We start from the raw sequence: 13,347 nt of genomic DNA on the forward strand, positions 1-13,347 counted from the left end.
GGTCTCACCCGGGCGGAAACTCCGTGCCCAGCGCCGAGAGGACCCCGAAGGCCTTGGTCCGGATCTCCGTGTACTCCTCCTCCGGCGAGGAGTCCGCGGTGATGGCACCCCCGACGCCGAGGCTGAGCCCGGTGCCGCCGTCCGGCCCGTCCGTGAGCACCAGCGTCCGGATCGCGACGGCGAGGTCCGTGGCGCCGCTGAGGGAGAAATAGCCGATCGCGCCGGAGTACACCCCGCGGGGCGCCTCCTCGAGCCGGTCCAGGATGGCCATGGTGCTGACCTTCGGGGCGCCGGTCATGGAGCCGGCGGGAAAACAGGCCGCGACGGCCTCGGCCCGCGGCATCCCTGGCCGGAGCCGGGCGTCGATGGTGCTTACCATCTGGTGGACCGTGGCGTAGCTTTCGATCGCGCAGAGCCGGCTGACCGATACCGAGCCGGGCAGCGCGAAGTGGCTGAGGTCGTTGCGGAGCAGGTCCACGATCATGATGTTCTCGGCGCGGTCCTTGGGGGAGGACTCCAGGTCCTGCCGGAGCTGCGCGTCCCGGGCGGGGTCCGCATCCCGGTGCCGGGTGCCTTTGATCGGCTCGGCGCGCATCCCGCCGTCGGCCGCGATCCGCAGGAAGCGCTCGGGCGAGGTGCTCGCCACCGTGAGGTCCCCGAAGCGGAGGTAGCTGGCGAACGGGGCAGGGTTCCTCCGGCGCAGCGCCAGGTAGGCCTGGTGCGGGTCCAGGGCGCCCGCGGGCAGGTCTGCGGTGAGGGCCGTGGTGAGGCAGACCTCGTAGGTGTTGCCCTCGGCGATCTGGTGCTGGGCCTCTTTGATTTTGGCCTTGTACGCGGCTTCGGAGTCGCGCGCGGTGAAGTCCAGGGACGCGGTTCCGGGAACCGAAGATGAAGGCGCGGAAGGCGCGGAAGGCGCGACGGCGGCGCCAGTGGCGCCAGCGGCGCTCGCTGCGGGGGCTGCGCCGGTGACGGCGGTGCGTGCCGTCTCCAGCCAGTTCCCGGCGTCGGGGGTGTCCAGGGCCAACAGCCAGGCGGTCCCTTCCACGTGGTCCAGCACCACGGCGCGGCCGGCGAACAGCAGGCAGGCGTCCGGCGAGCCGGCGGTGACGTCGCTGCCGCCGGTCTCCCGTTTGAGCTCGTACCCCAGATAGCCCAGCCACCCCAGGGTGAACTCGCAGGGGTAGCCCTCGGGGCTGCGGAGTACGCGGCGGCCCCAGACGCCGTCGAGCCAGCGGAAGAACGGGCCTTCGGTCCGCACCTCAGCGTTGCCGACGCTGACCTGGGTCCGGCCCGAGCTGTGCCTGGCCGACTGGCCGAACGGGCCGCCGTCGTCCGCCATGATGCTGAAGCGGCTGCGTTCCGCGGCGGCGCCGTCGGGGGCGAGGGACGAATCAAGCCAGACTGCGTTGGCCGAGCGGCCGAAGAGGGACGCGAAGAGCGGGGCGGGGTCAGGGGCGGCGTCGATCCGTTCGGCGCGGAGTTCCACGCCGCGGCGTGCGGCCAGCTCGGGGAGCAGGGCGGGGGCCACGGCCGGCAGGTACTGGAGGGCCTGCAGCACTTCCGCCGGGGCGCCGCCGTCGGCAAGGTTGAGCACCCGGACGTCGGCGTGGGCCGGGACGTCGTCCGCGGCCAGCCAGTCCTGCTCCTGGGCGGCCCATTCGTCCCAGTAGGGTTCGTAGCTTTCGCCGTCCCGGGCCAGGGCACGGCTGCGCCGCTCCTGTTCGGGTGCGTCCGCCCAGACCACCGCGGACAGGAACGGCCGGGCGGCCGCCGCAGCGGCGCCCACGCCCTCCACGAGGACGATTTCGGCGGGCTGGGTGGTGCGCGGTTCGCCGTCGTAGTGGGCCTGCCAGTCCCAGCTGACCCAGTGGGCCGGCTCGCCGCGGTGCAGCGGGGCCAGGACCGTCGAGGTGTAGCGTTCGATGCCGGCCGCGAGGCCGTTCCAGCCGGGGTAGATGTCCTCAAGGTGGAAAAGGGACACTTTGTGGTGCTCGCGGAGCCGTGCCGCCAGTTCAATCGCCAGGGTGGTCTTGCCTGCGCCGGAGCGTCCGTCGATGGCGATGATGACGGGTGCGGGACTCATGAAATAGAGCGTACCGGGTGCTGTGCCGTGGGTGGATTGCCGCCGGCCTGCAGCCCGCCCGGCCGGCGGCGGAGGCCCAGCTCGGACCGGACGTGCGCCACGATCCCGGGCAGCGCGGCATGGATCAGGTTCCAGGTGACGTCAAAGTCCGCATGGCCGCCGTACCAGGGGTCTTCGATGCCCTGGTCCAGCGGGTCCCTGCCCTCGACCGCCGGATCGAAGCTGCGCAGCATCCGGATCTTGGCCAAGGCTGCGCTGTCCGGTGCCGCCTGCTGCAGCCAGCCGAAGTGGTCTACGTCCAGGGCCAGGATGAGGTCCCGCTCCTGGAACCATTCCGGCCGCCATTCGCGCGCCACGTGGAGGTCTGAGGAGATGCTGTTCGCGGTGAGCCTGCGGGCGGCACGCGGGTCGATCGGCCGCCCCGCCTCGTAGGCTGTGGTGCCCGCCGAATCGACAACGACGCCGGCCAGGTCCGCAGCTTCGATGGCCTCCGCCAGCATCAGCTCGGCCATCGGGGACCGGCAGATGTTTCCGGTGCAGACCGCGATGATCCGGTACTGGCTCGACAGTGAGGTCATAGTGCAAGCATGAGTCATGCAGCTCCCCCTTGGCTAGTTTCCGGACGACGACTATTACAATGTTTGTCACATTGGTTTTCGCCGCTGTCACGCCTCTATCGGCTCCTGGCCCCGTGCCTTGTCTCGTACCTGGTCAGGACCACACCGCCGGGAAAGGTCCGCGTCTCCAGGAGACGCAGATCCTCCGGGCGGTCTAAGAGGGTGAAGAAGGGCTTGCCGCCGCCCACCAGGACCGGGTGGGTGACCATCACGTACTCGTCGATCAGCCCGGCCCGCATGGCCGCCGCGGCGAGGGTGGCGCCGCCGATGTCCATGGGGCCGCCGTCGCCGGCCTTGAGCCGGGTGATCTCGGCGACCGCGTCGCCGGTCACCAGGCGGGTATTCCAGTCGACGGTACTGATGGTCGAGGAGAACACCACTTTCGGCATGTCCCGCCAGCGGCCGGCGAACGCGATCTGCGCAGGTGTGGCGCCAGGCTGCTGGTCGGCGGTGGGCCAGTGCGGGCTCATCGACTCCCACAGTCCGCGCCCGTACAGCGCCAGGTCCGTTGCCCCCACCCGGTCGGACCACCACTGGAACAGCTCGTCGCTCGGCACGCTCCAGCCGAGGTCGCCACCGGGAGCGGCGATGTAACCGTCCACGCTTACGTTCATGCCGAAGGTCAGTTTGCGCATGGCGCCAGTCTTCCGTGCGCCGGCATCCGCTGTACAGGGCGGCGCCGCGCGGGAGCCGGCAGAGGGAGCGGTCTCCATGGCGTCGTCTCCGTGCAGGCCACCACCACGCAGTCCAACCCCTTCCTGGCGCCGAGCGGCGGCGGCCGGGTCATGGCCCAGGGGACCGGGGTGGTGATCGGCAGTTCGGGTGAGGTCATCACCAACGCGCATCTGGTCACGGGGGTGATCAGCGGGGCCTCGTCGGTGACCGTGACATTCGCCGATTCGGGCGAGCACCCCGCCAGGATTGTCGGCTCCGACTGCGAGAACGACCTGGCGCTGCTGCAGGTCGAGGGTGTGAAGAACATGCCCGTCCTGGAGCTTGGCGACTCAGCGTCCGTGGAAGTGGGTGATGCAGCGGTGGCAGTCGGCTACGCGCTGGGCCTGGACGGCGGCCCCAGCGTCACCACCGGCATCATTTCCGCCACGGACCGGACCTCCGTGATGGATACCGGCCTGGGGTCGAGCTGCACGCTGACGGGGCTGCTCCAGACCGACGCGTCCATCAGCTCAGGCGATTCCGGCGGGGCCTTGCTGAACGACCGCGGGCAGGTGGTCGGCATCAACACCATGGTTGCCGCGTCCACACCCCAGGGCCGAGGCGAACGGGATCAGCTTCGCCATCGCATCGAACACGGTGGAGTCGCTGCTCCCGCGCCTCCGGGCGGGCGGCTGACTCCGTCAGTGAATCAGGGCCAGACCGACCCCGACGGCCATAAACAGCACGCCGAACGTCCGGTTGAGGATCCGCTGGCCGCGGGCATCGTGGGTGAAGCGCTGGAAGGACTTGGCCGCGGCCGCGAAGAAGAACCACATGACCAGGATGTCGATCACCACCACCGTGGCAGCCAGGATGAGGTACTGCGGCAGGAGCGGGTCCTCCGGGCGGATGAACTGCGGCATAAAAGCCAGGAAGAACACGATGGCCTTGGGATTGAGCAGGTTGACCCACAGGCCGCGGCGGAACATGGAGCCTGCCGGTTCGTTGCGCAGCGCGGCAGCCTTCTCCTGGTCCAGGTCCGGCTTGTGCCGGAACTGCTGGATGCCCAGGTACACCAGGTACGCCGCGCCGGCGTAGCGGATCACGTTGAACGCCACCGGCGAACTGGCCACCAGGACGCCCACACCGAGGGCCACGATCACCACATGCACAATGAGGGCGGCCTGCTGTCCCAGGATGCCCCAGATGGAGCGGCGGAAGCCGGAGTTCAGCGAGTTGCTCATCGTGTTGATGGCGCCCGCGCCGGGCGTGAAGCTGATGAGGACGCCGGCGCCCGCCAGGGCCAGCCAAAGGGAGGGTTGCACAAGCCCAGTTTACGGTCCCGGCAGCGGCGTTCCGCCTGATGACAAGTCCGCCTGATGACAAGTCCGCCTGATGACAAAGGCCGACGGCGGCCGGGGCCGCCTGCTGTCAGTCCCCTCGCAGGCCGTACCTGAGAATCAGGTTGCCTTTGCTGGTCTGTTCGGACGACTGCAGCTCAAGCCGGGTGAGCGGGTCGCCGTCGTTGAAGAGCCGCCGGCCGCTGCCCGCGATCACCGGATGGACGATCAGCATCAGCGTGTCCAGCAGTCCGGCGAACAGCAACTGACGGACCAGTGAGATGCTGCTGAAGACCCCGATCTCGCCGCCGTCGCCCTTTTTCAGGTCCGCGACGAAGTCCTCCAGCGGCCCCTCGATCAGCCGGGCATTCTGCCACTCCAGGCCGCCGGACAGGGTCCGGGACGCCACATACTTGGGCAGCGGGTTGATAAACCCCGCGAAGTCGGCGTCCGTATCGGCCTTCGGCCAGTAGTCCGCCCATTGCTGGTACCCCACCCTGCCCAGGAGCCCGGCGTCGATCCGGGCCATCATCTGGCCCATCCCCGCCCCGAGTTCCTCGTCGAAGCTGTCGAACTGCCAGCGGAACGGGTCTTCAACCACACCATCCACGGAACTGAACAGGCCGGCCGTCACTTTGCGCATGGTTACTCCTCGCCGCAGGCTTTGTGGTGCATCTTTTAGTGCACCCTAGCGGCACGCGGGAGTGCGGGGAATGCCTGCCCGGCATCCCGGCCCTCGGCGTCGCAAACCGGCGGCCGGGACCGGGGTGGCTACTATTGCGACTGTGATCCTGCGCCGCGTGCTTACCCTCCTGCTGTTCCTGCTTCTGGTCCCGACGTTTACGGCCGCTTCCGGTGCATCGGCGCAGGCCAGCGGCCCGGGCCCTGCTTCTGCCGCGGCTGGGGCGGCGGACCGCGAGCCTCCGGCGGAGGCGGGCAGCGGGCCGGCGTGGGGGGTCCAGCTGGACTGGGCGGCGGACTCGGCCGCCCGCTACGCGCAGCGGCTGGGAAAACCGGCGGCCGTCTACGCCCATGAACTTTCGCTGCCTGTCCGGGAGCAGGAAAAGACCTTCATCCCGCAGTTCCTGGACCAGGCAGGGTCCGCCAACGCCGATGCGTTGATCACGGTCAATCCGAGGATTCCGCTGGAACAGGTCGACCGGGAGGCTTCGGCCGGGCTGGCACGGGACATCAAGGCGATGGCGGAGGGGTTCAAGGGCCGGCTGTTTATCCGGTTCGCCCCCGACATGAACGCGGGCTGGACGGCGTGGGGCCAGAAACCGGTCGAGTACGTCGGGGCCTTCCGCGCCGTAACCGCCGCCATGCGCGGAGAGCTGGAGGAGCCGATCATGGTCTGGTCGCCGTTCCAGGGACGGGGCTACCCGTTTGGTAAGACCCCGGACGAGGCGCAGCCCGGCAGCCCGGACTTCGCGGCTCTGGACACGAACTCCGACGGCGCCTGGAACCCCGAGGACTCCGCCTACGCGCCGTACTACCCGGGGGACGACGCGGTGGACTGGGTGGGGCTGGCCGCTTTCCATGACGACTCGGCCGGCGGCCCGCCGGTGAACACCCTTCCTGCCGCGGACGGGCTGAGCCGCATGCTGGGGCCCGCAGAGCCGGGGCAGGCCGCGACGGACACGGACTTTTATGCCAGCTACGCCGCGGCCAGGGGTAAGCCCCTGCTTCTGGAAACGGGCGCCCTGTACAGCCCGGCCAGCGGCGGGCCCGCTGAAGCGGACATCAAAAGTGCGTGGCTGAGGCAGGTGCTCGCAGCCCCGGCCGCCGGATACAGCAGCATCCGGGCCGTGGTGTGGAACGAACGGGTGGAACAGCGCGCCTCCGGCGAGGTAGCCATCGACTGGCGCCTCACCGCGGACCCTGGCACCGCCGGGGTGCTGGCCGCCGCGCTGGACGAATCCCGCTTCCTGACCGGCACCGCGGGCACGGGGGAGGGCGGCAACGCTGCCGGCGGTGCCCCGGGCGGAAGAACGGTCTCCGGTGGCTGGGCGTGGCTGGCCGCTGCGGCGGCCCTGGCACTGGCCGCCGTGGTGTGGGTGCTGCCCTTCCGCTGGGCCACGGCGCAGAAGTGGGCCTACGCGGATGAAAATGCCAGGGACCGGCGCGTGGACATGCTGCGCGGCATGGCGATCCTTTTTGTGGTGGTCAACCACGTCGGCCTCACCTCGTTGTTCCAGTTGCTGACCCAGGAAACGATTGGCGCGGTGTCCGGTGCGGAATTCTTTGTCCTGCTTTCCGGGGCAGTACTGGGCGTGGTCTACGGGCCGCGGGTCACAGACAACATCGGGGACGTGGTGGACAAAACAACCGCCCGGTCCTGGAAGCTGTACGTCACCGCCCTGACCGTTGTTATGGCCGTCTTCGTCATCAGCCTCATCCCGCGGATTCAGAGCTCGGTCCTGACGGCCTTCACCGACCAGGGGACCGGCGGGGCAGGAAGCGCCGCGGCCGGCCGCAGCTACGACATGTACTCGGACGTGGAAGGACTGCTGCAGTTCCCGGTCCCGGCCTGGCTGATCCCGAAGATCCTGCTGCTGGAGTTCGGCCCGTGGCAGTTCAACATCATGGGCCTGTACGTGGTGCTCCTGCTCCTGAGCCCCCTGATCCTGTGGGCATTGTCCCGCCGGCTGGTATGGCTGGTTCTGCTGGTCAGCGCCGCCCTCTACACAGTGGGGGCGTTGTTCCGCATCCGGCTCCTGCCCTCCCAGTTCGAGGACTCCTTTCCGCTGCTGGTCTGGCAGGTCCTCTTTGTCCTTGGCATGGCCGCCGGCTACCACCGCCGGCCGCTCGTGGCATGGTTTGCCCGCCACAGGGGCGTGCTGGCCCTGTGTGCTGCGCTGACAGTGGCGTTCGCCCTGTTCGCCAGTTCGAACCCCTACCTGTCCAACGCCTACGATTTCCGCCTCGCACTGCTGCCGGATGCCCTCCACCAGGCGCTCTACAGCGGCTACTTCGGGCGGACCTACCTTGGGGCGGGGCGGCTTCTCAACGTGGTGCTGGTGGTCATCACCGCCTACACGCTCCTCACCGCGTACTGGAAGCTGCTGGAGCGGTCGCTGGGCTGGTTCCTCATCCCGCTGGGGCAGGCCACGCTGTACGTCTTCATCATCCACGTGTTCCTGATCCTGGCGCTGGCCAACATCCCCGCGCTGAAGTTGGGCAACATCTGGCTGAACACCGGCGCCTATGTGCTGGTGCTGGCCCTGGTGTGGACGATGGTCAAGACCAAATTCCTGTTCCGGATCATCCCCCGCTGACCCCGTTCAGGGCTGGCCCCGCTCAGGCCCTGGCGATGACCTCGCCGTTGGGGATCAGGAACCAGCCGTCGTCCGTGGACCCCCAGCGGTGCCAGCCGGCCGAGATCCGGGCGAGGTCGGCGGCGTTGGCGAACCCGTACTCGAGCGCCTGGTCCGCGAAGGCAGAGTGCAGCACCCGTTCGCCCCAGACCCGGGCCTGCCAGCGGCGCTGCTGCGCGGTGGCGTAGAGCCAGTTGCTGCTGGTGGGGGCGACGTCGGTGAACCCCGCGGCCTGCGCCCACGAGACCAGGCGCCGGCCGGCGTCGGGCTCCGCCCCGTTGCGGCGGGCAATCCGCTGGTACAGCTCCATCCATTCGTCCAGTTCGGGGAGGAGCGGGTACCAGCTCATGCCGTGGAAGTCGGCGTCACGCACGGCCACGATCCCGCCGGGCTTGGCAACCCGGCGCATTTCCCGCAGCGCGGCGACCGGGTCTGTGAGGTGCTGCAGCACCTGGTGGGCGTGGACGACGTCGAACGTTTCGTCCTCGAAGTCGAGGTCGTAGATGTTGCCGGCCACAAACTCGACGTTCGGCACGCCGCGCTCGGACGCGAGGTCCCGCGCGTGGCTGATCACCTCGGGCGAGCGGTCCAGGCCGGTGACTTTTCCAGGGGAGACCAGCACGGCGAAATCGCACGTGATGCTGCCCGGCCCGCAGCCGACGTCGAGCACCGAGACGCGGGGCGTGAGGTAGGGCAGGGCGAACGCCGCGGAGTTCTCCGCCGTCCGGGAAGCGTGGGCGCGGACCACGGACTCGTGGTGGCCGTGGCTGTACACATCGTCAGGCTGCTGCGCACTCATGGGGAAACGGTACCGCCTCGAGGCCGCTTGCGGCATTCATGCGCCTGCATGATCACCCGCTTAAAGACCGACAAAAACCGACAGAAGCCCTGCGGCACAACGGCAGGATTTTGTGCGCCGGCGTCCGTTTTGCCGCTTCCGGCCGGTCCCGTCCCGCGGATGATTGGAGGAGTGAAGATCAAAACCAGCAAACAGGCGGGACTCGGCCTTTTCCGGGCCACCGGCATCTACGTCGGAGCCATCCTCGGCTCCGGCATCCTGGTCCTCCCGGCCATCGCCGCCAGGGAAGCCGGCCCGGCGTCGCTCCTGGCCTGGGCGCTGCTGCTGGTGTTCTGCACGCCCGTGGCGTTCAGCTTCGCCGAGATGAGCCGGCAGCAGCCCGACGCCGGCGGGATCGCCCACTTCGTGACGCGCGCCTACGGCCGCCGCGCCTCGGCCGTGGCCGGCTACCTCTTCTACTTCGCCATCCCCTTCGGCGCCCCCGCGACGGCGGTCATCGGCGGCAACTACATTGCCCACGCCCTGGGCGGCGGGCGGGAAACGGCGCTGCTGGCCGCCGCGCTGCTGCTCGCCGCCGCGTTCGCGGCCAACGCCGTGGGGATCCGGATGTCCAGCGGCATCCAGCTGGTACTGATGGTGCTCCTGGTGGGGCTGCTGGCGCTGGCCGTTGCCCTGGCCGCGCCGTTCGCCAGCGCCGGGAACTTCGCGCCCTTCGCCCCGCACGGCTACTGGGCCGTGGGCGGGGTGGCCAGCCTCCTGTTTTTCTGCTTTGCCGGGTGGGAGGCGGTGACGCACATTGCCGGCGAATTCCGGCACCCGGAGCGGGACCTCAAGCGGGCCACCTGGCTGACCCTGATTGTGGTGGGCGTGGTCTACCTCGGTGTGGTGGCGGCGTGCGTGGCCGTGTTGGGCCCGGCCCTCCCCGGCACCGACGTGCCCATCGCGCAGCTGCTCGAAAAGGGGCTGGGCGGGCTGGCGGCCCCGCTGACCGCCGTCGCCGCCGCCGTCCTCACCTTCGGCCCGATCAACACCTTCGTTGCCGGCGCCAGCCGTCTCGGGGCGAGCCTGGCGTCCGACGGCGTGCTGCCGCGCCGTCTGGCGCGCGGCGCCGGTGCGGGGCAGGTGCCGGCGGCCAGCCTGGGTCTGCTGGCGGCGATGACGTTCGTGTCCTTCGGTGCGGCCGCGGCCGGGCTGGCGGACATGCAGCTCCAGATCGGCGCAGCATCGGCGTGCTTCACCGCCGTGACGGCATTCGGGCTGGCGGCCGGCCTCCGGCTGCTGCCGGCGCGGACGCCCGCCTGGTACGGGGTGGTGGTGGCAGCCGCGGTGATGCTGGCCGTGCTGTTGTTCAGCGGCTGGGCGCTGGTGGTTCCGGCGGGCCTGGCGGCGGGTGCCCTGTGGGCAGCCCGCAGGGCCGCGGCAGTCCGTCCGGCGGACTGGAAGATCCGGCCGTCCGCGCGGCCGGCGGTGCTGGCTACTGCGGCGCCGGGGGAGCCGGGGCCGTCTGCTGCGCGGCCTCCTGCCCTGCCTTGACCGTTGCGTCGATCATCGAGGTCATGAACCGGGTGGCAATCTCCAGTTCCTCCGGGGTGAATTGGGCCATCGCGGCGCCCATGTGGCGGGCCAGCGGCAGGAACATGGCCCCGCCGTCGCGGTAGGCCTTGGGGGTCATGCGGAGCTGCACCTGGCGGCGGTCGGTCCCGAGGCGCTCGCGGACCACATGGCCGGAGTGGTGCAGCCGGTCAATGAGTGCCGTCGTGGCGGGGGAACTGAGGTGGAGTTCCTTGCGGAGCACCCCGGGCGTGACGATCTGGTTCCTCGCGGTGTGCTGCATGATCACCGCCAGGGCATTGAGGTCTGTCCGGTGCATGTCGTTGCGGCCGCCGGCGGAGTCCACGTAGCGGTTGGCTTCGAGGCTGAATTCCTGCAGCAGCCGGACCAGCGGCGGCTGCTCTGCAGCGTCGGGGGGACCCGGCATCTCGGCTGACATTGCACCTCCTCCTCCGCCGTGCCCAAAGGGCCGGCGCGCTTGCGCCCTCCGGAGTTTACTTCACCCCGGGACCGCTCCATTTCCGGAATTGCCTAGATTGGCACTTATATCCATGATGGAGATACTCTATGATTTACTCATTCTACTCCGCGCCGCCCCACTACGAAGGACGCCATGAAACCCCACCGGCAAAACACCCCCCGCGTGCCATTCTGGCTCCGCTGGCTGGTCCCCGTCCTGCTCGTTGTCACCTGGCTGGCCATCGCCGGAATCGGCGGGCCCACCTTCGGCCGGCTGGAAGAGGTCTCCTCCAACGACCAGGCCTCCTTCCTGCCGGCAGGGGCCGAGGCCACGGCAGCCCAGGACTGGCAGGCCAAGTTCCGCGACTCCAACGAGATCCCCGCGGTCATTGTCATCGAGAATGATTCCGCCTTCACCCCCGCCCAGCTCGGCGAAGCGGCAGCGCTGAAGGGCGAGCTCGAAGCCGTGGGGGCGGGCAGCACCGTCGTCGGGCCCATCCCGTCCGAGGATGGCAACGCCGTCCAGTTCGTGGTCCCCATTGACTCCTCCGGGGAAGTGAAAGAGGTGGTTACGGAGCTCCGGGCGGTGCTCCAGGAGTCTGCCCCTGAGGGCATGCGGACGTTCGTGACCGGCCCGGCCGGCCTCACGGCGGACCTGGTCAGCGCCTTCGCCGGCATCGACGGCATCCTGCTGCTGGTGGCCCTCGGTGCGGTGTTTGTGATCCTGCTGGTTGTCTACCGCTCGCTGCTGCTGCCCATCGCGGTGCTCTTTACCTCGGTCTTCGCCCTCTGCGCCGCCATCCTGCTGGTCTTCGGCATGGCCAAGCTCGGCTGGATCCAGCTGAACGGCCAGAGCCAGGGCATCCTGTCCATCCTGGTGATCGGCGCCGCCACGGACTACGCGCTGCTCTATGTGGCCCGCTTCCGTGAGGCCCTGACCCACACCACCAACCGCACGGCCGCCGCGATCACGGCCTGGAAGAACTCCTGGGAGCCCATCGTCGCCTCCGGTGCCACGGTGATCATCGCCCTGCTCTGCCTGCTCTTCTCCGACCTCAACTCCAACAAGGCCCTGGGGCCGGTGGCCGCCGCGGGCATCCTCTGCTCGCTGTTCGCCGCGCTCACCCTGCTGCCGGCGCTTATGGCGCTGCTGGGCCGGACCGCATTCTGGCCCTTCCGCCCCAAGCTGCTCCCGGAAACGGAGCGCGAACCCGAGCTTGTGACCGGACTGGAAGGCCAGAAGGGCCTGTGGCGCGCCACCGGCTCGCTGGTCTCGCGCCGTCCCCGCACGGTCTGGATCGCGTCAGTGCTGCTGCTCCTGGTGGCATCCGCCGGAGTCCTGCAGCTCAAGGCCAACGGCGTCCCGCAGACCGACGTCATCCTCACCGCCTCCAACGCCGTGGACGGCCAGGAGGCCCTGGCCCGGCACTTCGACGCCGGCTCCGGCAGCCCCGCGGTGATCGTCGCCGACGAGGCGAAGGCCCAGGAAGTACTGGAACGGACCAAGGCGACCGACGGCGTCGGGGAGGCCTACCTGCTGGCCGAAGGCGGTGCGCCGATCAGGCCGGACGCCCCGGCAGGCGCCCCGGCCGGCGCCCCCGCGGTTCCGGGAGCGCCCCCTGCTCCGGCTGCCCCGGCGGTTCCCGCCGTGCGGGACGGCAAGGTCCTGATCAACGCGACCCTGAACTACGCCGCCGACTCCAACGAGGCGGAAAACGTGGTGGTGGCCCTCCGCCAGGACCTCAAGGAGATCGACGGCGGCGCCCTGGTGGGCGGTGTGACGGCGACAGCCCTTGATACGAACACCACCGCCCAGCGCGACCTCGTCACCATCATCCCGGTGGTGCTTGCGGTGATCCTCGTCATCCTGATGCTGCTGCTGCGCTCCGTATTGGCTCCGGTGCTGCTGGTCGCGTCGGTGGTGCTGTCCTACGGCGCCGCGATGGGCGTGTCCGCCTTCGTGTTCAACAACGTCCTTGGCTTCCCGGGAGCCGACGCCACGGTCCCGCTCTTCGGCTTCGTCTTCCTGGTGGCCCTCGGGGTGGACTACAACATCTTCCTGATGAGCCGGGTCCGGGAGGAGTCCCTGAAGCATGGCACCCGGCCCGGCATCCTGCGCGGCCTGGGCGTCACGGGCGGAGTGATCACCTCCGCCGGTGTGGTGCTCGCGGCCACCTTTGCCGCCCTGGGCGTCATCCCCATCATGTTCCTCGTCCAGCTGGCCTTCATCGTGGCCTTCGGCGTGCTGCTGGACACCGTCCTGGTCCGCTCGCTGCTGGTCCCGGCGCTGGCCTACGACATCGGGCCCCGGATCTGGTGGCCCAGCAAGCTCGGCCGTCCGGAGGCGGATGCCGCACGCTCCCAGCCCGCAGCGGAGCCGGAAGCCGAGGAGGTGGGGGTCCGCTGATATGTAGGTCGGGTTGTCAATAGGCAGAGATGAGCGGCTCCTGGGTTGTGGTTCCGGGGGCCGCTCATGGTGTGCCTCCGGGGTGTGGTGTGAGTGGTGGCGGGTCGTTGTCGACTGGCA

General features: G+C 69.6%; 10 protein-coding genes and 1 pseudogene. 4 read left to right on the forward strand and 7 right to left on the reverse strand.

The annotated features are described in order from the left end of the window. Positions 1-4: 4 nt before the first annotated feature. The 3 genes from pabB to AR539_RS11150 form a co-directional block, all read right to left on the reverse strand. Positions 5-2,083 carry an aminodeoxychorismate synthase component I gene (gene pabB / locus AR539_RS11140; protein ID WP_066436645.1) on the reverse strand — a complete coding sequence of 693 codons (2,079 nt, stop codon included), beginning with the start codon at positions 2,081-2,083 and terminating at the stop codon, positions 5-7. Further along, positions 2,080-2,661, reverse strand: a complete 582-nt coding sequence (locus tag AR539_RS11145; RefSeq protein ID WP_066436648.1) for a low molecular weight protein-tyrosine-phosphatase — start codon at positions 2,659-2,661, stop codon at positions 2,080-2,082. The genes pabB and AR539_RS11145 overlap by 4 nt, the downstream gene beginning before the upstream one ends. A gap of 95 nt (positions 2,662-2,756) precedes the next feature. Further along, positions 2,757-3,335 carry a dihydrofolate reductase family protein gene (locus tag AR539_RS11150; protein ID WP_066436650.1) on the reverse strand — a complete coding sequence of 193 codons (579 nt, stop codon included), beginning with the start codon at positions 3,333-3,335 and terminating at the stop codon, positions 2,757-2,759. Positions 3,336-3,485: 150 nt separating this feature from the next. Between AR539_RS11150 and AR539_RS19930 the strand changes: the two are divergent. Continuing rightward, positions 3,486-3,896 (forward strand): annotated as a pseudogene (locus tag AR539_RS19930) (S1C family serine protease); the annotation flags it as partial. A gap of 159 nt (positions 3,897-4,055) precedes the next feature. Here the strand turns inward: AR539_RS19930 and AR539_RS11160 are convergent. Next, positions 4,056-4,679: a LysE family transporter gene (locus tag AR539_RS11160; RefSeq protein WP_066436661.1), complete on the reverse strand. Its 624-nt coding sequence runs from the start codon at positions 4,677-4,679 to the stop codon at positions 4,056-4,058. Positions 4,680-4,785: 106 nt separating this feature from the next. Continuing rightward, complete coding sequence (locus tag AR539_RS11165) at positions 4,786-5,337, reverse strand: dihydrofolate reductase family protein (RefSeq protein ID WP_066436668.1); 552 nt, start codon at positions 5,335-5,337, stop codon at positions 4,786-4,788. Positions 5,338-5,494: 157 nt separating this feature from the next. On the opposite strand from AR539_RS11165, the gene opgC reads away from it, so the two are divergent. Further along, on the forward strand, positions 5,495-7,972 hold the full coding sequence (gene opgC, locus AR539_RS11170; protein ID WP_231728590.1) for an OpgC domain-containing protein: 2,478 nt from the start codon (positions 5,495-5,497) through the stop codon (positions 7,970-7,972). A 22-nt stretch (positions 7,973-7,994) separates the two neighbouring features. On the opposite strand, the gene AR539_RS11175 is transcribed toward opgC, so the two are convergent. Continuing rightward, complete coding sequence (locus AR539_RS11175; protein WP_066436670.1) at positions 7,995-8,810, reverse strand: methyltransferase domain-containing protein; 816 nt, start codon at positions 8,808-8,810, stop codon at positions 7,995-7,997. 171 nt (positions 8,811-8,981) lie between these two features. Here AR539_RS11175 and AR539_RS11180 point away from each other — a divergent pair, with 171 nt between their 5' ends. Beyond that, complete coding sequence (locus tag AR539_RS11180) at positions 8,982-10,343, forward strand: APC family permease (RefSeq protein ID WP_231728591.1); 1,362 nt, start codon at positions 8,982-8,984, stop codon at positions 10,341-10,343. Here AR539_RS11180 and AR539_RS11185 read toward each other — a convergent pair. After that, on the reverse strand, positions 10,285-10,800 hold the full coding sequence (locus AR539_RS11185) for a MarR family winged helix-turn-helix transcriptional regulator (RefSeq protein WP_066436673.1): 516 nt from the start codon (positions 10,798-10,800) through the stop codon (positions 10,285-10,287). The genes AR539_RS11180 and AR539_RS11185 overlap by 59 nt on opposite strands. A 174-nt stretch (positions 10,801-10,974) precedes the next feature. Between AR539_RS11185 and AR539_RS11190 the strand changes: the two genes are divergently transcribed. Next, a complete protein-coding gene (locus AR539_RS11190; RefSeq protein WP_066436676.1) occupies positions 10,975-13,227 on the forward strand; it encodes an MMPL family transporter in 2,253 nt (750 codons plus the stop codon). Positions 13,228-13,347: the final 120 nt, after the last annotated feature.

The organism is Arthrobacter sp. EPSL27 (assembly GCF_001512305.1).
Taxonomy (GTDB): Bacteria; Actinomycetota; Actinomycetes; order Actinomycetales; family Micrococcaceae; genus Arthrobacter.

Bases quoted from the DNA above. Each gene is read 5' to 3' on its own strand.
- AR539_RS11190 (WP_066436676.1), top strand. From the start codon at position 10,975: ATGAAACCCCACCGGCAAAACACCCCCCGCGTGCCATTCTGGCTCCGC.
- AR539_RS11165 (WP_066436668.1), bottom strand. From the start codon at position 5,337: ATGCGCAAAGTGACGGCCGGCCTGTTCAGTTCCGTGGATGGTGTGGTT.
- pabB (WP_066436645.1), bottom strand. From the start codon at position 2,083: ATGAGTCCCGCACCCGTCATCATCGCCATCGACGGACGCTCCGGCGCA.
- AR539_RS11175 (WP_066436670.1), bottom strand. From the start codon at position 8,810: ATGAGTGCGCAGCAGCCTGACGATGTGTACAGCCACGGCCACCACGAG.
- AR539_RS11185 (WP_066436673.1), bottom strand. From the start codon at position 10,800: ATGTCAGCCGAGATGCCGGGTCCCCCCGACGCTGCAGAGCAGCCGCCG.
- AR539_RS11150 (WP_066436650.1), bottom strand. From the start codon at position 3,335: ATGCGCAAACTGACCTTCGGCATGAACGTAAGCGTGGACGGTTACATC.
- AR539_RS11145 (WP_066436648.1), bottom strand. From the start codon at position 2,661: ATGACCTCACTGTCGAGCCAGTACCGGATCATCGCGGTCTGCACCGGA.